At 68.0% G+C, this 18655-nt stretch carries 17 protein-coding genes; 9 read left to right on the top strand and 8 right to left on the bottom strand.

The window, feature by feature from the left end; translation table 11 throughout:
• The coding region (locus tag B3E91_RS19920; protein ID WP_287031122.1) for a DNA polymerase at positions 1–1964 on the bottom strand (1964 nt) is incomplete at its 3' end.
• A 73-nt stretch (positions 1965–2037) separates the two neighbouring features.
• Here B3E91_RS19920 and B3E91_RS19915 point away from each other — a divergent pair.
• Positions 2038–2319, top strand: coding sequence for a DUF2782 domain-containing protein (locus B3E91_RS19915; RefSeq protein ID WP_090224468.1), 282 nt, complete (start codon positions 2038–2040; stop codon positions 2317–2319).
• A gap of 7 nt (positions 2320–2326) precedes the next feature.
• Positions 2327–3277, top strand: coding sequence for a homoserine kinase (locus B3E91_RS19910; protein ID WP_287031121.1), 951 nt, complete (start codon positions 2327–2329; stop codon positions 3275–3277).
• 458 nt (positions 3278–3735) lie between these two features.
• Here the strand turns inward: B3E91_RS19910 and B3E91_RS19905 are convergent, their stop codons facing one another.
• Positions 3736–4635, bottom strand: a complete 900-nt coding sequence (locus B3E91_RS19905; protein WP_287031120.1) for a zinc ABC transporter substrate-binding protein — start codon at positions 4633–4635, stop codon at positions 3736–3738.
• A 63-nt stretch (positions 4636–4698) separates the two neighbouring features.
• Between B3E91_RS19905 and zur the strand changes: the two genes are divergently transcribed.
• The 3 genes from zur to znuB are packed head-to-tail and all read left to right on the top strand — an operon-like array spanning position 4699 to position 6729.
• A complete protein-coding gene (gene zur / locus B3E91_RS19900; protein WP_273231028.1) occupies positions 4699–5181 on the top strand; it encodes a zinc uptake transcriptional repressor Zur in 483 nt (160 codons plus the stop codon).
• Entirely contained in the window at positions 5178–5951 is a 774-nt protein-coding gene (gene znuC, locus B3E91_RS19895; protein WP_286785805.1) for a zinc ABC transporter ATP-binding protein ZnuC, read from the top strand. The genes zur and znuC overlap by 4 nt, the downstream gene beginning before the upstream one ends.
• Positions 5944–6729 (top strand): zinc ABC transporter permease subunit ZnuB, encoded by a 786-nt coding sequence (gene znuB, locus B3E91_RS19890; RefSeq protein WP_090224476.1) that lies wholly within the window; start codon positions 5944–5946, stop codon positions 6727–6729. Before znuC ends, znuB begins: the two co-directional genes overlap by 8 nt.
• A 149-nt stretch (positions 6730–6878) precedes the next feature.
• Here the strand turns inward: znuB and B3E91_RS19885 are convergent, their stop codons facing one another.
• Positions 6879–8366 carry a DASS family sodium-coupled anion symporter gene (locus B3E91_RS19885; RefSeq protein WP_273231019.1) on the bottom strand — a complete coding sequence of 496 codons (1488 nt, stop codon included), beginning with the start codon at positions 8364–8366 and terminating at the stop codon, positions 6879–6881.
• A gap of 176 nt (positions 8367–8542) precedes the next feature.
• Here B3E91_RS19885 and B3E91_RS19880 point away from each other — a divergent pair, with 176 nt between their 5' ends.
• Positions 8543–9370: an aldo/keto reductase gene (locus B3E91_RS19880; RefSeq protein WP_287031119.1), complete on the top strand. Its 828-nt coding sequence runs from the start codon at positions 8543–8545 to the stop codon at positions 9368–9370.
• 470 nt (positions 9371–9840) lie between these two features.
• Here B3E91_RS19880 and katE read toward each other — a convergent pair whose 3' ends face one another.
• On the bottom strand, positions 9841–11985 hold the full coding sequence (gene katE / locus B3E91_RS19875) for a catalase HPII (RefSeq protein WP_287031118.1): 2145 nt from the start codon (positions 11983–11985) through the stop codon (positions 9841–9843).
• Between the two features lie 270 nt (positions 11986–12255).
• On the opposite strand from katE, the gene B3E91_RS19870 reads away from it, so the two are divergent.
• From B3E91_RS19870 to B3E91_RS19860, 3 genes are all read left to right on the top strand, one after another.
• Positions 12256–13275, top strand: coding sequence for a methionine ABC transporter ATP-binding protein (locus B3E91_RS19870; RefSeq protein ID WP_287031117.1), 1020 nt, complete (start codon positions 12256–12258; stop codon positions 13273–13275).
• The gene (locus B3E91_RS19865; protein ID WP_287031116.1) at positions 13275–13949 is read left to right on the top strand and encodes a methionine ABC transporter permease; all 675 of its coding nucleotides are present in this window, start codon (positions 13275–13277) and stop codon (positions 13947–13949) included. Before B3E91_RS19870 ends, B3E91_RS19865 begins: the two co-directional genes overlap by 1 nt.
• An 81-nt stretch (positions 13950–14030) precedes the next feature.
• Positions 14031–14804, top strand: coding sequence for a MetQ/NlpA family ABC transporter substrate-binding protein (locus B3E91_RS19860; RefSeq protein ID WP_090224486.1), 774 nt, complete (start codon positions 14031–14033; stop codon positions 14802–14804).
• Positions 14805–14911: 107 nt separating this feature from the next.
• Here B3E91_RS19860 and B3E91_RS19855 read toward each other — a convergent pair whose 3' ends face one another.
• From B3E91_RS19855 to B3E91_RS19840, 4 genes are all read right to left on the bottom strand, one after another.
• Positions 14912–15304 (bottom strand): YbaN family protein, encoded by a 393-nt coding sequence (locus tag B3E91_RS19855; RefSeq protein WP_287031115.1) that lies wholly within the window; start codon positions 15302–15304, stop codon positions 14912–14914.
• On the bottom strand, positions 15297–15890 hold the full coding sequence (locus B3E91_RS19850; RefSeq protein WP_287031114.1) for a biliverdin-producing heme oxygenase: 594 nt from the start codon (positions 15888–15890) through the stop codon (positions 15297–15299). Before B3E91_RS19850 ends, B3E91_RS19855 begins: the two co-directional genes overlap by 8 nt.
• 88 nt (positions 15891–15978) lie before the next feature.
• Positions 15979–17307: a TolC family outer membrane protein gene (locus tag B3E91_RS19845; RefSeq protein WP_287031113.1), complete on the bottom strand. Its 1329-nt coding sequence runs from the start codon at positions 17305–17307 to the stop codon at positions 15979–15981.
• Complete coding sequence (locus B3E91_RS19840) at positions 17304–18635, bottom strand: HlyD family type I secretion periplasmic adaptor subunit (RefSeq protein ID WP_287031112.1); 1332 nt, start codon at positions 18633–18635, stop codon at positions 17304–17306. Before B3E91_RS19840 ends, B3E91_RS19845 begins: the two co-directional genes overlap by 4 nt.
• Between the last annotated feature and the right edge of the window lie 20 nt (positions 18636–18655).

The following is an 18655-nucleotide window of genomic DNA, read 5'->3' as shown; positions in this document are numbered from 1 at the left end:
CGCCCGGTACGCGGATTGATCTGTTCCGGCAGGCGGTCGGTGTAGGTGCTCTTGAGCTTGCTCAGGGTGCGGTACTGCATGATCACCTTGGGCAGCGGGTAATCCTGCTCGGCCAGTTCGGCGAGCACCGCTTCGGCGGTCGACGGCTGGCCGGTGGCGGTCTTGCTGATCACCGGCAGGCCGAGCTTTTCATAGAGGATGGTGCCGAGCTGCTTGGGCGAGCCGAGGTTGAACTCCTCGCCGGCCAGCTCGAAGGCTTCGCGTTGCAGCGCGACCATCTTCTCGCCCAGTTCCAGGCTGTGGCGGCCCAACAGGTTGGCGTCGACCAGCGCACCGTTGCGCTCGATGCGCGCCAGCACCGGCACCAGCGGCATCTCGATGTCGCGCAGCACGCCCGCCAGCGACGGCGTGGCCTGCAGCTTTCCCCAGAGTGTCTGGTGCAGGCGCAGGGCGACGTCGGCGTCCTCGGCCGCGTAGGGGCCGGCCTGCTCGAGGGAAATCTGGTCGAAGGTCAGTTGCTTGGCGCCCTTGCCGGCGATGTCCTCGAAACGGATGGTTTCGTGCTCGAGGTAGCGCTGCGCCAGGCTGTCCATGTCGTGACGGGTCGCCGTGGCGTCCAGCGCGTAGGACTCGAGCATGGTGTCGAAGGCCACGCCGCGCACCTCGATCGGCACCGTGGCGTTGGCCAGCACGTTGATGTCGTACTTGGCGTGCTGGCCGACCTTGGCCTTGTTCGGGTCTTCGAGCAGCGGTTTGAGCGCGCGCAGCACGGCGTCGCGGTCGAGCTGTGCCGGCACGCCCATGTAGGAATGCGCCAGGGGCACGTAGGCGGCCTCGAACGGCGTCACCGCGAAGGACACCCCGACCAGCTCGGCGACCTGCGCATTGATGCTGGTGGTCTCGGTGTCGAAGGCGAACAGCTCGGCGGCCTCCAGCTTCTTCAGCCAGGCGTCGAACCGCGCCTGGTCGAGAATGGTTTCGTACTGCTGCGACACTTCCGCCTGCAGGTGATCGCTGCCTGGCGGCGGCACGTCCGGCGCGTCGAACAGACCACCGCTGGCGGGCTGCTCGAGCTTCCGGGCCTTCGCTTCGCGCTGCAGGTCTTCCAGCCAGCTCTTGAATTCCAGCGCCCCGTAGAGCGCGGCGAGCGCCTCGCGATCGGGCTCGCCGGGGTGCAGCGAGTCGATCTCGATGTTCAGCGGCACGTCCAGCTTGATGGTCGCCAGCTCGTAGGAGAGGTAGGCCATCTCCTTGTGCTCTTCGAGCTTGGCGGCCAGCGACTTGGCTCCGCGCAGCGGCAGCTCGGCGACCTTTCCGAGGTTGGCGTAGATCACATCCAGCCCGCCACCGATGCCGGCCAGCAGGCCCACCGCGGTTTTTTCGCCAACGCCGGGCACGCCGGGGATGTTGTCGATCTTGTCGCCCATCAGCGCCAGGTAGTCGATGATCAGCTCGGGGCCGATACCGAACTTCTCGACCACGCCGGCCGGGTCCATCACCAGCCCGGTCATGGTGTTGACCAGGGTGACGTGCGGGCAGACCAGTTGCGCCATGTCCTTGTCGCCGGTGGAAATCACCACGTCGCGTTTTTCGCCGGCGGCCTGGCGCGCCAGCGTGCCGATCACGTCGTCGGCTTCGACGCCTTCGACGCACAGCAGCGGGAAGCCCAGCGCGCGAACGCTGGCGTGCAGCGGCTCGACCTGGTCGCGCAGGTCATCGGGCATCGGCGGCCGGTTGGCCTTGTAGTCGGCAAAGATGGCGTCGCGGAAGGTGCCGCCCTTGGCATCGAAAACCACCGCGAAGGGGCTGTCCGGATACTGTTTGCGCAGGCTCTTGAGCATGTTCAGCACGCCCTTCACCGCGCCGGTCTGCATGCCTTTGGAGGTGGCCAGCGGCGGCAGGGCGTGGAAGGCGCGGTACAGGTAGGACGAGCCGTCCACCAGGACGAGGGGGGCTTGGGACATGCGTGGGACCAACCTTTTGCATAGGGCCGGGTTAGAATGACCGGACCGTTGACGTTAAAGAAGGAAGGTTAACATGCGCGCACCCACCTACCTGCTGACTGGCCTGCTGGCTTGTCTGCCCCTGGCGGCGATCGCCCAGGAACGGCCCGATGCCGACCCCGAGGTGACCATTCGCCAGGACGGCGACAAGACCGTGCAGGAATACCGCCAGAACGGCTTTCTCTACGCGATCAAGATCACCCCCAAGCATGGCAAGCCGTACTTCCTGGTGCGCGCCGACGGCAGCGACGGCAACTTCATCCGCTCGGACCAGCCCGACATGCTGATTCCGGCCTGGGAAATCTTCAAATGGTAGGACGCTGATGTCGGTATTCACGCCGCTCGAACAGCCGCAGCTGGAAACCTTCCTCGCGCCCTACGGACTCGGGCGCCTGAAAAGTTTCCAGGGAATCGCCGCGGGTAGCGAGAACAGCAATTTCTTTGTCAGCCTGGAGCACGGCGAGTTCGTCCTCACGCTGATCGAGCGCGGTCCGTCGCAGGATCTGCCGTTCTTCATCGAACTGCTCGACGTGCTGCACGGCGCCGAGCTGCCGGTGCCCTACGCGCTGCGCAGCGCCAACGGCGACGCCCTGCGCAGCCTGGCCGGCAAGCCGGCGCTGCTGCAGCCGCGGCTGCCGGGCAAGCACGTCGCCCAGCCGAACGCGCACCACTGCGTGGAGGTCGGCACCCTGCTGGGCAAGCTGCACAAGGCGACCTGCGAGAAGCCGCTGCAGCGGCGCAGCGACCGCGGCCTGGACTGGATGCTCGGTGAGGGGCGGCGTCTCGGTACGCAACTGCCCGCCGCTGCCGCCAACCTGCTGCAGCCGGTGCTGGACGAGATCGAGGCGCAGCGCGCGGCGATCCTCGCCCTGCCGCAGGCCAACCTGCATGCCGACCTGTTTCGCGACAACGTCCTGTTCGACGGCCCGCACCTGTCCGGGGTGATCGACTTCTACAACGCCTGCAGCGGGCCGATGCTCTACGACGTGGCGATCACCCTGAACGACTGGTGCTCCAGCGCCGACGGCGCCCTCGACCTGCCCCGCGCCCGCGCGCTGCTCGGCGCCTACGCCAGCCAGCGGCGCTTCGGCCCGGCCGAGGCAGAACTCTGGCCGGTGCTGTTGCGCGTCGCCTGCGTGCGCTTCTGGCTGTCCCGGCTGATCGCCGCCGATGCCAACGCCGGGCAGGAAGTGCTGATCCACGACCCCGCCGAATTCGAGCACCGCCTGGCGCAACGCCAGCGGATCGACCTGGCCCTGCCGATCGCGCTGTAGGGCATCGGGCCGGCGCACCGCGACCGGGCCTCGCCGGTAGGCTTCCGTTCAAGGGATACGGCGAGGCGTTGGTGGGCAATCGCGGGCAATGGTGGGCTGAAGCCCACCCTACTACTGAGCTCGTTGTAGGGCGGATTAAACCCGCGATCGAGGCACATTCGAGATAGGGACACGCGCCTACGTGAAGGCGCGGCTTCGTAGGGTGGGCTTCAGCCCACGCGATACTGCACGGCCCGGTGGGCTGAAGCCCACCCTACGGGAACTTCGCGATCTGCCGGCTCAGAGCCCTTCCAGGCAGCCGGCCAGGTTGTTCGCCAGGTCGTCCAGCAGCCGCTCGTAGCCGTTCGCGTCGGCATTCGGCGTAGCGCCAGCTTCGTAGGGTGGGCTTCAGCCCACGCGATACTGCACGGCCCCGGTGGGCTGAAGCCCACCCTACGGGAACTTCGCGATCTGCCGGCTCAGAGCCCTTCCAGGCAGCCGGCCAGGTTGTTCGCCAGGTCGTCCAGCAGCCGCTCGTAGCCGTTCGCGTCGGCATTCAGCGTGGCGCCCAGCGCGTCGAGTTCGGCCATTTTCACCGGCAGCCCTTCGGCCAGGGTTTCGGTGAGCTTCGGCCGCCACGGCGGCTCGCTGAACACGCAGGCGGGGCCGGCCTGCTGCAGCTTCTCGCGCATCTCGGCGACGTGTCGCGCGCCCGGCTGCACCTCGGTCGCGGCGCTGAACACGCCGCTGTGCCGCAGGCCGTACGCCGCCTCGAAGTAGTCGAACCCCTCATGGAACACGAAGTAGGGCTTGCCGGCGACGCCGGCGACGCGCTGGCGCAGGCGCTGGTCGAGCGCACCCAGGCGGCGCTCGAAAGCTCGCAGGTTGGCCTGGTAGCGCGACGCGTTGTCCGGATCGGCCGCGCTCAGGTCGGCGGCCATGCGTGCGGCGATCACCCGCGCGTTGTCCGGCAGCAGCCAGAGGTGCGCGTCCAGCGTGCCGGGGCGATGTTCATGATCGTGCTCGCCGTCGTCGCCATGCGCTTCGCCCTCGCCGAAATGGCGCAGGTGCAGGCCGGGAAGCGTCTGCACCGTCACCGTGGGCGCACTGCGGCCCTGCAATACGCGGGGGAGGAAGGTCTCCAGATCCGGGCCGATCCAGTAGAACAGCTCGACTTCGCGCAGCTTGCGAACGTCCGACGGGCGCAGCGCATAGTTGTGCGGCGAGGCGCCCGGCGGCAGCAGCACGTCGGGCGTTCCGACGCCGTCCTGCACGGCGGCGGCGATCAGTTGCAGGGGTTTGATGCTGGTCAGCAGACGCACGTCGGCGTGTGCGGAGCCAGCCAGGAGCAGCAGCGGGAGCAGAAGAAAACGAAACACGGAAGGACACCTGGGCTTTCGAAAGTTATAGAATAACGTCTCTCCAGCCGAACGTCGCCGCCCATGAAAACGCCCCTGGCCTGCCTGCCCCACGATCACAGTCACTGCGTGCATACCGCACTGGCCGACGCCGAAGCGCTGTGCGAGCGCCAGGGCGCGCGGCTCACCGCCCTGCGCAAACGCGTGCTGGAGCTGGTCTGGCAGAGCCATAAGCCGCTCGGCGCCTACGACATCCTCGGCGTTCTGAGCGAGACCGACGGTCGCCGCGCGGCGCCGCCGACGGTCTACCGGGCGCTGGATTTCCTCCTGGAAAACGGCCTGGTGCACCGCATCGCCTCGCTCAACGCCTTCGTCGGCTGCAACCATCCCGGCGACGTGCACCAGGGCCAGTTCCTCATCTGCCGCCGTTGCCATACCGCCATCGAGCTGCAGCAACCGGCGATCGGCGCGGCGATTTCCGCCGCCGCCGAGGGCGTCGGGTTCAGCGCCGAGGGGCAGACCGTCGAGGTGGTCGGGCTCTGCGCCAGCTGCCGGGAGGCGGCATGAGCGATGAACTGATCCGCCTGAGCGGCGTGGGCGTCGAGTTCAACGCCAAGGCGGTGCTGCAGGACGTGCAACTGACCGTGAAGCCGGGCGAGATCGTCACCCTGATCGGCCCCAACGGCGCCGGCAAGACCACCCTGGTACGAATAGCCCTGGGCCTGCTCAAACCCGCGCGGGGCGAGGTCTGGCGCCTACCGAAGCTGCGCATCGGCTACATGCCGCAGAAGCTGCAGATCGAGGCGACGCTGCCGCTCAGCGTGCTGCGCTTCCTGCGCCTTGTGCCGGGGGTGACGCGTTACTCGGCGCTGGCGGCGCTGGCCGAGGTCGGCGCCGAGCAGGTCATCGACAGCCCGCTGCGGAGCATCTCCGGCGGCGAGCTGCAACGCGTGCTGCTGGCGCGCGCGCTGCTGCGCAAGCCGCAGCTGCTGGTGCTCGACGAGCCGGTGCAGGGCGTCGACGTCGCCGGCCAGGCCGAGCTGTACCGGTTGATCACCCGCCTGCGCGACCGCTACGGCTGCGGCGTGCTGATGGTCTCCCACGACCTGCACCTGGTGATGAGCACCACCGACCAGGTGGTCTGTCTGAACCATCACGTGTGCTGCTCCGGCCACCCCGAGCAGGTCAGCGGCGACCCGGCGTTCATCGAGCTTTTCGGCCAGGACGCCAAGAGCCTGGCGATCTATCACCACCGCCACGATCACGACCACGCCCTGCATGGCGGCGTGGTCAAGGCGCACGTACACGGACCGGACTGCAACCACGACCATGCCTGACTTCCTGCTCAACGCCCTGCTCTCCGGCCTCGCCCTGGCGCTGGTCGCCGGCCCGCTGGGCTCCTTCGTGGTCTGGCGGCGCATGGCCTATTTCGGCGACACCCTGTCCCACGCCGCGCTGCTCGGCGTCGCCCTGGGCTTTCTTCTCGACGTCAGCCCGACGCTGGCGGTGACCGTCGGCTGCGTGCTGCTCGCCGTGCTGTTGGTCACGCTGCAACAGCGCCAGCCGCTGGCCTCGGACACCCTGCTCGGCATCCTCGCCCACAGCACCCTGTCGCTCGGCCTGGTGGTGCTGAGTTTCATGCACGACGTGCGCATCGACCTGATGGGCTACCTGTTCGGCGACCTGCTGGCGGTCGGCCCGGCGGACCTGGCGTGGATTCTCGGCGGCAGTGCGCTGGTCCTGGCGGTGCTGGTGCCACTGTGGCGACCGCTGCTGGCGATCACCGTGCACGAGGAGCTGGCCAAGGTCGAAGGCCTGCCGGTGGCGGCGATCCGCCTGGCGCTGATGCTGCTGATCGCCATCGTCATCGCGGTGGCGATGAAGATCGTCGGCGTGCTGCTGATCACCTCGCTGCTGATCATTCCCGCGGCCGCCGCGCAACGCCACGCGCGCACCCCGGAGCAGATGGCCGGTGGCGCCAGCGCGCTGGGGCTGGTGGCGGTGTGCGCCGGGCTCAGCCTGTCCTGGTTCAAGGACACCCCGGCCGGGCCGTCCATCGTGGTCAGCGCCGCGTTGCTGTTCCTGCTCAGCTTCGCCTGGCCGAAGCGCGCCTGACGGCGCCCGCGCCCTGCGCTGCGCCGCGGGCTGCAGCGTGGCATCTGCTCGAATCCCGATGGGGGCCTCGGTGCGCATGGCGCACCCTACGAGGCCTGCGGGAACCTGGGGCGCCGGCCGTAGGGTGCGCCGCGCCCACCGTTGGGGGCTCAGATCCAGCCGAGCCAGTGCCACCAGGTGGCGGCGAACAGCAGCATGCTGAGGTAGCCGAGCACCGTCACCAGCAGGCCGACCTTGGCGAACTGGCGCGCATTGAAGGTCTCGGTGCCCAGGCAGACCATGTTCTGCGGCGCGTTGATCGGCAGGATGAAGCCGTAGCTGACGACGAAACCGAGCAGCATGCTCAGCCCCAGCCGGTTGAATTCGCCGGGCAGGTTGAGCAGCACCGCGATGAGGATCGGCAGCAGCGCCGCGGTCAGCGCGGTGGCGCTGGCGAAGCCCAGGTGAACGACGATCAGGAAGGCCCCGAGCACGGCGAAGATGGCCAGCGGGCCGAGTCCGTCGAGGCCGGTGTAGGCGACCACCTGCACCGCCAGCCACTGCCCGGCCTGGGTGGTCAGCAGCACGCTGCCGAGGCTGATGCCGACGCCGAAGACGATCACCGTGCCCCAGGGAATCCGTGCCTGCACGTCCTTCCAGGTCATCACCCCGAAGCGCGGCAACATCAGCAGCACCAGCCCGGCGTAAGTCGTGGTGGTGGTGTCGAAGGGGTGCAACTTGCCCTCGGTGGCCCAGCACAGCAGCAAAAGAACCGAGACCATCAGCAGGCGCTTCTGCGCGCCGGTCATCGGACCCAGCTCACGCAGCTCGCGGGCGACCGCCTCCTTGCCGCCGGCCACCGAATCGGTTTCCGGCGGTAGCAGCTTGATTACGATGAACAGCAGCACGACGGACATCAGCATCGCCCAGGGCGCGCCGGCGACCAGCCATTCGATCCAGCTGACCCGCGCCCCGAGCAGCTTGTCCATGAAGCCGACCAGCAGCAGGTTCTGCGCGGCGGCGGTCTGGATGCCGATGTTCCAGATGCTGGTGCCCTGGGCGACGATGATCATCATCCCGGCGGCGAAGTTGGAGCGCTTGTCGACGCCGAACGCGGCGATGATGCCCATCATGATCGGCACCACGCAGGCGCTGCGCGCCGTGGCGCTGGGCACCACCAGGCTGAGCAGGATGGTCACCAGGATGGTTCCGGCGAGGATGTGCCGGGTGCTGGTGCCGACCTTCGACAGGGTGACCAGGGCGATGCGGCGGTCGAGTCCGGTGTGGGTCATCGCGGCGGCGATGAACAGCGCACCGGCGACCAGCGCCAGCGCCGGGTTGGAAAAGCCGGCCAGGGCCATGCCGATCGCCGCCGTGCTGCCGTAAACCACCCCAGGGTTGGCCAGGGTCGGCGCGGTGCCGACCAGCACCGCCAGCAGCGCGGTGATCATGATCGCGCTGGCCTCGTAGGACACCGCCTCGGTGATCCACACGATCACCGCGAAGACCAGGATCGCCAGCACCCGGTGACCGGCCACGGGAAGGTCGGCGGAAAGGGGCAGCAGGAGCACCACGACCATCGCCAGGATGCCGGCCAGCAGGCCGATGGGCAGGGGAAAACGCGCGCGTGATTCGGGTGTCGCGGCCGGGACGTTCATGGCAGTGCTCCGCCAGTGGGTATGCCATGAGTATGCGAAATTGTCGCACCCGGGTCACTGATCTGCGTCTAGCATGGGCCTTGGCGCCCGATTGCGACGATCAGGGGAATGCCTCGGCGTCCGCCGTGGTCAGATGCCCACACCCGTTGAAACGCTCCGATGGAGGACCCTACCCCGTGAGCAGCATTCCCGATATCACCCTGAACGACGGTACGCAGATTCCCCAGTTCGGCCTCGGCACCTGGCAGATCCCCGACAACGAGGCCGCCGACGCCGTGCGCCATGCACTGGAACTGGGCTACCGCCACATCGACACCGCGGCGATCTACAAGAACGAGCGCGGCGTCGGCGCCGGCATCGCCGCTGCCGGGCTGCCGCGCGAGCAGCTCTACGTGACCACCAAGCTGTGGAACCAGGACCAGGGCTACGACTCGGCGCTGCGCGCCTGCGAGGAGAGCCTGAAGCGCCTCGGCCTGGATCACGTCAACCTCTACCTGATCCACTGGCCGTGCCCGGACCAGGGCAAGTTCCTCGACGCCTGGAAAGCCATGATCCGCCTGCGCGAGGAAGGCTTGGTGACCTCCATCGGCGTCTCCAACTTCCGCCCGGACGACGCCGAAGTGCTGATCATGGAGACCGGCGTGGTGCCGGCGGTGAACCAGATCGAGGTGCACCCGTTCTTCCAGCAGAAGGAAATGCGCGACTTCAACCGCTACAAGGGCATCGCCACCCAGGCCTGGAGCCCGCTGGCGCGCGGCGGCGACCTGCTGCCCCACCCGACGATCCAGGCGCTGGCGCAGAAGCACGGCAAGACGCCGGCCCAGGTGGTGCTGCGCTGGCACATCGAGCTGGGCATGATCGTGTTCCCGAAATCGGTGCACCCCGAACGCATCCGCGAGAACCTCGATGTGTTCGACTTCCGCCTCGACGCCGACGACCTGTTGCGCATCGCCGAACTGGAAGAAGGCCGCCGCACCGGGCCTGATCCGTCTACCTTCAGCTGAGCCTCCGAAGCACATGAAAAAGCCCGGCATTTGCCGGGCTTCTGGTTTACGTCGGCAGATCGACGGTGCGCACGGCGCACCCTACGGACGAGCCTCACGCCATCGAATCACCGTAGGGTGCGCCGCGCGCACCGAGCCACCCCGTATTCCTTCAGTCGAGTTCCGAAGCACATGAAAAAACCCGGCACTTGCCGGGCTTGCGGAACGTCGGAGGATCGACGGTGCGCACGGCGCACCCTACGGACGGGCCTCACGCCATCGAATCACCGTAGGGTGCGCCGCGCGCACCGAGCCACCCCGTATTCCTTCAGTCGAGTTCCGAAGCACATGAAAAAACCCGGCATTTGCCGGGCTTGCGGAACGTCGGAGGATCGATGGTGCGCACGGCGCACCCTACCGGCGAGCCTCGCGCCCATAGCAGCACCGTAGGGTGCGCCGCGCGCACCGGGCAGCGCGGCGTCACCCACGCATCAGGCGGGAACGGCCTTCGCCTTCGGCTCGCGTGCCCACACCCGGTGCTTGGCGATGGCGGCGATGAAGTCCTTCTGCACCGCGCCGGCATCGGCGCCGGTGAGCAGGCCTTCGTCCTCCTCGAGGTTGACGACCTTGAGCAGGTCCTTCGCTTCGCCGGCCAGGGCGATCGCCTTGAGGTGCTTGTAGGCCTCCATTAGGTAGTGCTTGGCGACGCCATCGGCCGACAACGCCTCGACGCTCTTCGCCCCGCCCGGCACGAACACCGCATCCAGCGCCACCGACGGCATGCCCTCGGCGGAACCGTCCACCGGCAGCGCGGAACCGTCCGCCGCGGTGACCGGCGCCGCGTTCGGGCCAAGCACCTTCACATGCGCGCCCTCGGCCAGCAGAGCGCTCTTGATCGCCTTGACGTCGTCGCCATTCACGCCGTCGGCCACCAGCACGGCGATCTTGGTGCCCTTGATGTTGCCGGACAGCAGGTTGAGCTGGCTGAGCGCCGGGGATTTCTCCAGCGATAGCTTCTTCGGCTTCACCGTGGGCGCACTGGGCGGCGCGACGCCGATGTTCTTCGCCACCTTCTGCGCCAGGCCCAGGTCGATGTTGGCGAGGATCTCGTTCACCTGGCGCTCGCGAATCCACTGCCGCTCGACCTTGCCCAGCTCGAAGCTGTACGCCGCGATGACGTGCTCCTGCTCGGGTGCCGAGAGGCTGTTGAAGAACAGCGTGGCCTGGGAGAAGTGATCGCCGAACGACTCGCTACGCTCGCGCACCTTGTGTGCGTCGACGCGCTCGTAATAGCTCTCGAAGCCGCCGTCCACCGGGCCGGCGGGGGTTTCCTTCGGCCAGCCGCCGTCGATGGAGTTCGGCTCGTAGGACGCACGGCCCTTGTCGATGGTGGTGCGATGCTGGGCATCGCGCTGGCCGTTGTGGTTCGGCGCCACAGGACGGTTGATCGGGATTTCATGGAAGTTGGGCCCGCCGAGGCGGCTGATCTGCGTGTCGGTGTAGGAGAACAGCCGGCCCTGCAGCAACGGGTCGTTGGAGAAGTCGATGCCCGGCACGACGTGGGACGGGCAGAAGGCGACCTGCTCGGTCTCGGCGAAGAAGTTGTCCGGGTTGCGGTTGAGCACCATCTTGCCCAGCGGCGTCACCGGCACCAGTTCCTCGGGGATGATCTTGGTCGGGTCCAGCAGGTCGAAGTCGAACTTGTGCTCGTCTTCTTCCTCGACGATCTGCACGCCCAGCTCCCACTCCGGATAGTCACCCGACTCGATGGCTTCCCAGAGGTCGCGGCGATGCGCGTCGGTGTCCTTGCCCGCCAGCTTCTGCGCCTCGTCCCAGAGCAGCGAACGCACGCCCTGGGCCGGCTTCCAGTGGAACTTGACGAAGCGCGACTTACCCTCGACGTCGATCATGCGGAAGGTATGCACGCCGAAGCCCTGAATGCTGCGCAGGTTCACCGGGATCGCCCGGTCGGTCATGGTCCAGAGCACCATGTGGGCGGACTCGGGCACCAGCGAGACGAAGTCCCAGAAGGTGTCATGGGCGCTGCCGCCGGTGGGAATCTCGTTGTGCGGCTCGGGCTTCACCGCGTGGACGAAGTCGGGAAACTTGATCGCGTCCTGGATGAAGAACACCGGCATGTTGTTGCCGACCAGGTCGAAGTTGCCCTCGTCGGTGTAAAACTTCACGGCGAAACCGCGCACGTCGCGCACCGTGTCGCCGGAGCCGCGCGGGCCCTGCACGGTGGAAAAGCGCACGAACACCGGGGTTTTCTTCGCCGGGTCCTGCAGGAAGCCGGCCTTCGACAGCTTCTTGCCCTGGGCTTCGTACACCTGGAAATAGCCGTGGGCGGCGGTGCCGCGGGCGTGCACGATGCGCTCGGGGATGCGCTCGTGGTCGAAGTGCGTGATCTTCTCACGCATGATGAAGTCTTCCAGCAGCGACGGCCCGCGCGCGCCGGCCTTCAGGGTGTTCTGGTTATCCGCGATCTTCACGCCCTGGTTGGTGCGCAGGGCGGCACCGGTAGCGTCGGAGCGGAAGTCTTCCAGTTGCTCCAGCTTGGCGTTGCTGTTGGCGCGGTCGAGGGTGTCGGTACCGGCGGCTTCGCTGGTATTCGCGGCAGGCTTTTTGGTGGCCATCGGCGGTTTATCTCCTTATCGGGTCGGTTCGGGTTGCCGCCGGTCTGCGAGTGCCGGCTCAAGGGCTTCTAGTTAGTGACCGGAACCGTGGCGCGCCCGTTCCCTCCAACCGACAAGCAGCCGCCGCGGCCCCGGGAGCCCTCCTGCTTATGCCTTTGCATGCGCTACGCTCGACAAGAAATGCTAAGCGGGCCTAAGCAAACCCGCTAAAATGCGCGCCCCCTGGCCACCCCAGGCCGATCAGGCCCACGCCCAAAAGGTTCGTTTCCCGTGATCGAGTTTCACCAGGTCCACAAGACATACCGCGTCACCGGCAGGGGCGCAGGCCGCGAAATCCCGGCTCTGCAGCCCACCGACCTGCGCATCGAGAGCGGCCAGATCTTCGGTCTGATCGGCCACTCCGGCGCCGGCAAGAGCACTCTGCTGCGCCTGATCAACCGCCTCGAAGAGCCCAGCGGCGGACGCATCCTGGTCGACGGCGAAGATGTCACCGCGCTAGACGCCGACGGCCTGCGGCAATTCCGCCAGCGCGTCGGGATGATCTTCCAGCACTTCAACCTGCTCGCCTCGAAAACCGTCGCCGACAACGTCGCGCTGCCGCTGAAACTGGCCGGCGTGCGTTCGCGTGCGCAGATCGATGCCCGCGTCGCCGAACTGCTGGCCCGCGTCGGCCTCGGCGACCACGCGAAGAAATACCCGGCGCAACTTTCCGGCGGGCAGAAACAGCGCGTCGGCATCGCCCGCGCGCTGGCCACCGGGCCGACCATCCTGCTCTGCGACGAGGCCACCAGCGCGCTCGATCCGCAGACCACCGCCTCGGTGCTGCAACTGCTGGCCCAGATCAACCGCGAGTTGCGCCTGACCATCGTCCTGATCACCCACGAGATGGACGTCATCCGCCGCGTCTGCGACCGCGTCGCGGTGATGGACGCCGGAGCGATCGTCGAACAGGGCGCGGTGGCGGACGTCTTCCTTCACCCGCAGCACCCGACCACCCGGCGCTTCGTGCTGGAGGCCGAGCAGGTCGACGAGGACGAACGCCGCGACGATTTCGCCCAGGTGCCGGGGCGCATCCTGCGCCTGACCTTCCACGGCGAGTCGACCTACGCGCCGCTGCTGGGCAAGGTCGCGCGCGAGACCGGCGTGGACTACAGCATCCTCGCCGGCCGCATCGACCGCATTCGCGAAACACCCTACGGCCAGCTCACCCTGTCGCTGGTGGGCGGCGACATCGACGCCGCGCTGGCGCAGTTCCGCGCCGCCGACGTGCACCTGGAGGTACTGCGCTGATGGAGACTATCGCCGCGCTGTTCGTCAACGTCGATTGGTACGAGATCTGGCAGGCCACCCTCGACACCCTGCTGATGCTCGGCGGTTCGCTGCTGTTCACCGTGCTGCTGGGCCTGCCGCTGGGCGTGCTGCTGTTCCTCAGCGGTCCGCGCCAGCTGTTCGATAACCGCCCGCTCTACGCGCTGCTGTCGCTGGTGGTGAACGTGCTGCGCTCGCTGCCGTTCATCATCCTGCTGATCGTGATGATTCCCTTCACCGTGCTGCTCACCGGCACTTCGCTGGGGGTCGCCGGGGCGATTCCGCCGCTGGTGGTGGGCGCCACGCCGTTCTTCGCGCGCCTGGTGGAAACCGCGCTGCGCGAGGTGGACCGCGGGATCATCGAGGCGACTCAGGCGATGGGCGCGACGACCCGCCAGATCATCCTCGACGCGCTGCTGCCGGAGGCGCGGCCGGGCATCTTCGCTGCGATCACCGTCACCGCGATCACCCTGGTGTCCTACACCGCGATGGCCGGCGTGGTCGGCGCCGGCGGTCTCGGCGACCTGGCGATCCGCTTCGGCTACCAGCGCTTCCAGACCGACGTGATGGTGGTCACCGTGATTCTCCTGCTGGTGCTGGTGCAGGTGCTGCAAAGCATCGGCGACCGTCTGGTGGTGCATTTCTCGCGCAAGTGACGCAACGCCCCGAATAACCGAAAAGCGGCGACCCGCCTGAAGCGGGACCCGCGGAAAAACCCTCCCACAAGGAACCTTACGATGAAAAAACTGCTCACTGCCCTCGCCGTCTTCGCGGCCTTCTCCGCCCAGGCCGCGGACAAGATCACCGTCGCGGCAACCGCCGTACCGCACGCGGAAATCCTCGAATTCGTCAAACCGGCGCTGGCCAAGGAAGGCGTCGAGCTGAACGTCAAGGTCTTCACCGACTACGTGCAGCCGAACGTGCAGGTCGCCGAGAAGCGTTTGGACGCCAACTTCTTCCAGCACCAGCCGTACCTGGATGAGTTCAACAAGGGCAAGGGCACCGACCTGGTGAGCGTCGCCGGCGTGCACGTCGAACCCTTCGGCGCCTACTCCAGCAAGATCAAGAACATCGACGCGCTGCCCGAAGGCGCCAACGTGGTCATCCCCAACGACGCCACCAACGGCGGCCGCGCGCTCCTGCTGCTGGCCAAGGCCGGCGTGATCACCCTGAAAGACGGCAGCGGCATCCTCGCCACGCCGAAGGACATCGCCAGCAACCCCAAGCACATCAAGGTGCGTGAGCTGGAAGCCGCGACCCTGCCGCGTGTGCTCAACCAGGTCGACCTGGCGCTGATCAACACCAACTACGCGCTGGAAGCCGGCCTCAACCCGACCAAGGACGCGCTGATCATCGAAGGCAGCGACTCGCCCTACGTGAACATCCTCGTCGCCCGCCAGGACAACAAGGACAGCCCGGCCATCCAGAAGCTGGCCAAGGCGCTGAACAGCCCCGAGGTGAAGCAGTTCATCCAGAGCAAGTACAACGGCGCCGTGGTGCCGGCGTTCTGATCACGCACTTAGCTCCCCTCTCCCATTCATGGGAGAGGGGCCGGGGGAGAGGGAACGCAACGCCGCGGCCCCTGGCGAACGAAAAAGCCCGCTCGATGCGGGCTTTTTCATGGGCGGCGTTCCGGCCGCGACCAGATCCAGATCGCGCCGCCGAGCATGCCCAGGCCAATGCCCAACAGCGACGGCCAATGCCGCAGCGTGCTCGCCGCCACGGCGAAGGCCAGCGCCATGCTCAGGCTGGCCAGCCACTTGCGCCGCCGCGCGATCACCCCGCCGTCACGCCAGTCGCGCAGCGGCGGGCCGAGCAGGCGGTGATGCTCCAGCCACTGGCTCAGACGCGGCGAGCTGCGCGAGGCGGCCCAGGCGGCGAGCAGGACGAATTCGGTGGTCGGCAGGCCGGGCAGGAACACGCCGAGCAGCGCCAGGCCGAGGGAAAGGTGCGCCAGCGCCAGCCATAGCCAGCGCAGGCGACCGGGCGCGACCAGCGCCGCTTCAGGCAAAGCAGCGTTCCAGGTGCACGGCGAAACGCTCGAACGCCTCGATCGCCGCGGCTTCCGCCTCGCGCTCCTGCTCGGCATCCAGCTCGATGCCATCGAGCACCTTGACGAAGCGCTTCCAGCCCTGCGCCCGACCGCCGGCCGGCTCGGCCAGGTGACGCGCGCCGAAGGCTTCGTCGAGCTGCAGCGCGGCGGCCTTCTTGAACAGGAACTCGGCGCCCAGCTTGGAGCCCTCGGAAACGAAGATCCAGGCCAGCGCCGCGCCGACGCCCAGGGTGCGTCCGCGAATGCTTTCATCGCCCACGGGCAGCGGCACACCGAAATCGGCCAGGTCCAGGCGCGCCGCGTCGACCCGGCAACGCGCCGGCAGGTCGTCGACCAGCTGCGCCAGGCGCGGGTCGTTGTAGAGGTTCTGCAGGTCGTACTGGAACAGGTACTGGGCGGTGACGAAACGCGCGAAGTTCTCGCGGCTGGCGAACGGCTCGTGGCTCTTGACCAGCGCCTCCAGCCGGTCGTGCGGCTGGTGGGTCAGCTGGTTGAGGCGCTGCGAGCGCAGCGGGTGGGACAGTTGGGCGTGCGATGCGGTCATTGCGGATGTCCTCGGGGTGAAGGTCGATGGCGGGCAGCCGCCCGTTGAGAATAAAGACGAGCCAGCGGCGCGGGTTCAGTAAAAAACCTCAGCCCTCGACGAAGAAACCCAGCAACGTCCGCAGATCGCCCTCATCCAGCGTGCCGGCGAGGAACCGCAGCTGCAGCCAGGCGCGCAGGTAGCCGTGGCGCGCTTCGGCGAGATCGCGGCGCGCCTGGTGGTACTGCTGCTCGGCATTGAGCACGTCGAGGTTGACCCGCTCGCCGCCGCCGACGCTCTTGCGCGTGGCCTCGATCAGCAAGCGGGCGGAATTCACCGCCAGTTCATAGGCACGCACCTTGGCCTGGCTGCTGGCGCACAGATTGAATTGGCGGCGCAGCTCGTTGAGCACGCCGTCGCGCTGCGCATCCAGCTCGAACTGCGCCTGCGCGTAGGACGCGCTGGCCTGGCGCCGCGCTGCCGAGGTCCGCCCGCCGGAGAACAGCGGCAGGCTGAACTGGATGCCGACGCTGTCGGTGTCGTAACGCTGGTCGTAGGTGCTTTCCGACTCCGACTCGGTCCGGCGCGTGGTGGCGTAGAGGCCCAGGGTCGGCAGGTGGCCGGCGCGCTGGCGTTCGATTTCCTGCTCGGCCACGTCCAGGCCGTGGCGCTGACTGGCGAGCTCGGCGTTGTTGGCCACGGCTAGGTCGCGCCAGGCCTCGAAGCGCTCGGGCACCTGCGACGCTACGCGAAATGAGTCGGTCAACGGCGCCAGCTGCGGCAATTCCACGGGCTCGCCGATGATCGCCTGCAACTCGCGCAAGGCCGCATCCAGCGCGTCGCGCGCCTCGATCTCCTGGACCACCGACAGGTCGCGCCGGGCCTGGGTTTCCAGCAGGTCGGTGCGGGTCCCTTCGCCAGCCTCGAAGCTGTGCCGGTTGAGCGCCAGCTGTTCGCGATAGGCCGTCAGCTGGGCGCGCGCCAGGTCGATCTCCTCGCCCGCCAGCAAGGCTTGGCTGTAGGCCCCGAACAGGCGCACCGCCAGTTCCTGGCTGCGTCCGCGCAGGCGCTCGTCGGCCAGTGCCGCCTTGGCCACGCCCTGCCGGTAGGCGGCCCAGGCCGCGTAGTCGAACAACGGCTGCTGCAGCGTCAGGCCGGAGCTGTAGCTGGCGTAATCGCGGTCGACCGAGGTGTCGGCGGAGCTGACCGTCGAGGTGTTCCGGGACTTGCGGTAGCTGTACGCCAGCGTGGGCAGCAGGCCCGCGCGCCCGATGGCGAGGTTCTCGCGGCCTGCCTCGTGTTCGCGGGTCGCCGCCTGGAAGGTCGGGTCGTTGCGCAGGGCCAGCGCGTAGGCGTCCATCAGGCCCAGCGCCAGCGCCGGGCCTGGCAGGCCGCAGAGCGCGGCGGCACACCCCAGCCAGAAGAGCGCGCGCCTCATTCTTCCACCAGCGCCATGTGGGTACGGTCGGCCAGGGGTTTGAACAGGTAGTTGAGCAACGAGCGCTCCCCCGTGCGCACGAAGGCTTCCACCGGCATGCCGGGACGGATGACCTGGCCCTGCAACTGCCGCAGGCCCTGATCGTCCACCTGCACGCGCAGGTTGTAGTACGGCTCGCCGGTCTTGGGGTCGAGCAACCGGTCGGCGGAAACCAGGGTCACCTTGCCGTTCACCCGTGGCGTGCGGCTCTGGCTGAACGCGGAGAACATCAGCTCCACGTCCAGCCCCGGATGCAGCTTGTCCACCAGCTCCACCGGCGCCCTGGCATCGACCAGCAGCGGTGCGTCCAGCGGGACGATTTCCATCAGCGTCTGCCCCGGGCTGACCACCCCGCCCTCGGTGAACACGTTGAGGCCGACCACGGTGCCGGTGGCCGGCGCGCGCAGCAGGGCATTGCTCAGCTCGAATTCCGCACCCTTCAGGCGAGCCGCCAGTTCCTGGGCGCTCAGGCGGCTGTCGCTGAGTTGTTCCCGGACTTCCTTGCGGTACTCCTCGCGGCGTTGCTCGCCGCGCAGCCGGAGTTCGAGGATCTGCCGCCGGGTGCGCCCGATATCGCCCAGGTCGCGGGAGATCTCGCCATTCACCTGGGCGTACAAGCGCTCGTTTTCCAGCAGCCGATTGCGCGCCACGTACCCTTCGCGCACCAGCTCGCGCAGCCCATCCAACTGCTCGCGCATCGACGCGCGCTGCTCTTCCTTGTGCTGCATCGACGCGCGCAAGCCCTGCAGCGTGGCTTCGGTTCCGGCGATGGTTTCGCCCAGGCCGGCCAGCTCCGACTCCAGGGACTGGCGGCGACTGCGCAGCAACTGCCGCTGCAGCTCCAGGGCGGTGTCGACCCAGGGATCGTTCTGCGCCTGCAGCAGGTCGGGTGCGAAGCTGATTCGCTCCAGGCCGTCGCGCTCGGCCAGCCAGCGCGCTTCGCTGGCGCGGGCGTCGATGTACTGCACGCGCAGGGCGTCACGCAGGGCGCGGGCGTCGGTTTCGTCCAGTTGCAGGAGCACCTGCCCAGCCTGCACCTGATCGCCCTCGCGAACCATCAACCGCCGGACCAGGCCGCCGGAGACGGGCTGCACCGCCTGGCGATTGCCGGCCACCACCACGCTGCCGGACACACCGACGCCCCGGTCCAGTGGCGCCAGTGCCGCCCAGAGTAGGAAGCCGCCGAAGCCGACCAGCACCAGCCAGCGGCCGAGACGCGCGTGCCCGCGCTCATCGATGTGCAACACCTGCGCGGTGGCGGGGCCGGGCGGCGTGGCGCTGTCGTGCATGGCGTATTCCGATTCGTCGT

Source organism: Pseudomonas sp. UBA6310 (genome assembly GCF_002438225.1).
Lineage (GTDB): Bacteria > Pseudomonadota > Gammaproteobacteria > Pseudomonadales > Pseudomonadaceae > Pseudomonas_O > Pseudomonas_O kuykendallii.
Note: the sequence above shows the minus strand (reverse complement) of the source record. Positions and strands in the feature narration are given on the sequence as shown.

Coding starts and splice junctions, on each gene's coding strand:
- B3E91_RS19915 (WP_090224468.1), top strand. CDS start 2,038: ATGCGCGCACCCACCTACCTGCTGACTGGCCTGCTGGCTTGTCTGCCC.
- B3E91_RS19910 (WP_287031121.1), top strand. CDS start 2,327: ATGTCGGTATTCACGCCGCTCGAACAGCCGCAGCTGGAAACCTTCCTC.
- zur (WP_273231028.1), top strand. CDS start 4,699: ATGAAAACGCCCCTGGCCTGCCTGCCCCACGATCACAGTCACTGCGTG.
- znuC (WP_286785805.1), top strand. CDS start 5,178: ATGAGCGATGAACTGATCCGCCTGAGCGGCGTGGGCGTCGAGTTCAAC.
- znuB (WP_090224476.1), top strand. CDS start 5,944: ATGCCTGACTTCCTGCTCAACGCCCTGCTCTCCGGCCTCGCCCTGGCG.
- B3E91_RS19885 (WP_273231019.1), bottom strand. CDS start 8,366: ATGAACGTCCCGGCCGCGACACCCGAATCACGCGCGCGTTTTCCCCTG.
- katE (WP_287031118.1), bottom strand. CDS start 11,985: ATGGCCACCAAAAAGCCTGCCGCGAATACCAGCGAAGCCGCCGGTACC.
- B3E91_RS19865 (WP_287031116.1), top strand. CDS start 13,275: ATGGAGACTATCGCCGCGCTGTTCGTCAACGTCGATTGGTACGAGATC.
- B3E91_RS19860 (WP_090224486.1), top strand. CDS start 14,031: ATGAAAAAACTGCTCACTGCCCTCGCCGTCTTCGCGGCCTTCTCCGCC.
- B3E91_RS19850 (WP_287031114.1), bottom strand. CDS start 15,890: ATGACCGCATCGCACGCCCAACTGTCCCACCCGCTGCGCTCGCAGCGC.
- B3E91_RS19845 (WP_287031113.1), bottom strand. CDS start 17,307: ATGAGGCGCGCGCTCTTCTGGCTGGGGTGTGCCGCCGCGCTCTGCGGC.
- B3E91_RS19840 (WP_287031112.1), bottom strand. CDS start 18,635: ATGCACGACAGCGCCACGCCGCCCGGCCCCGCCACCGCGCAGGTGTTG.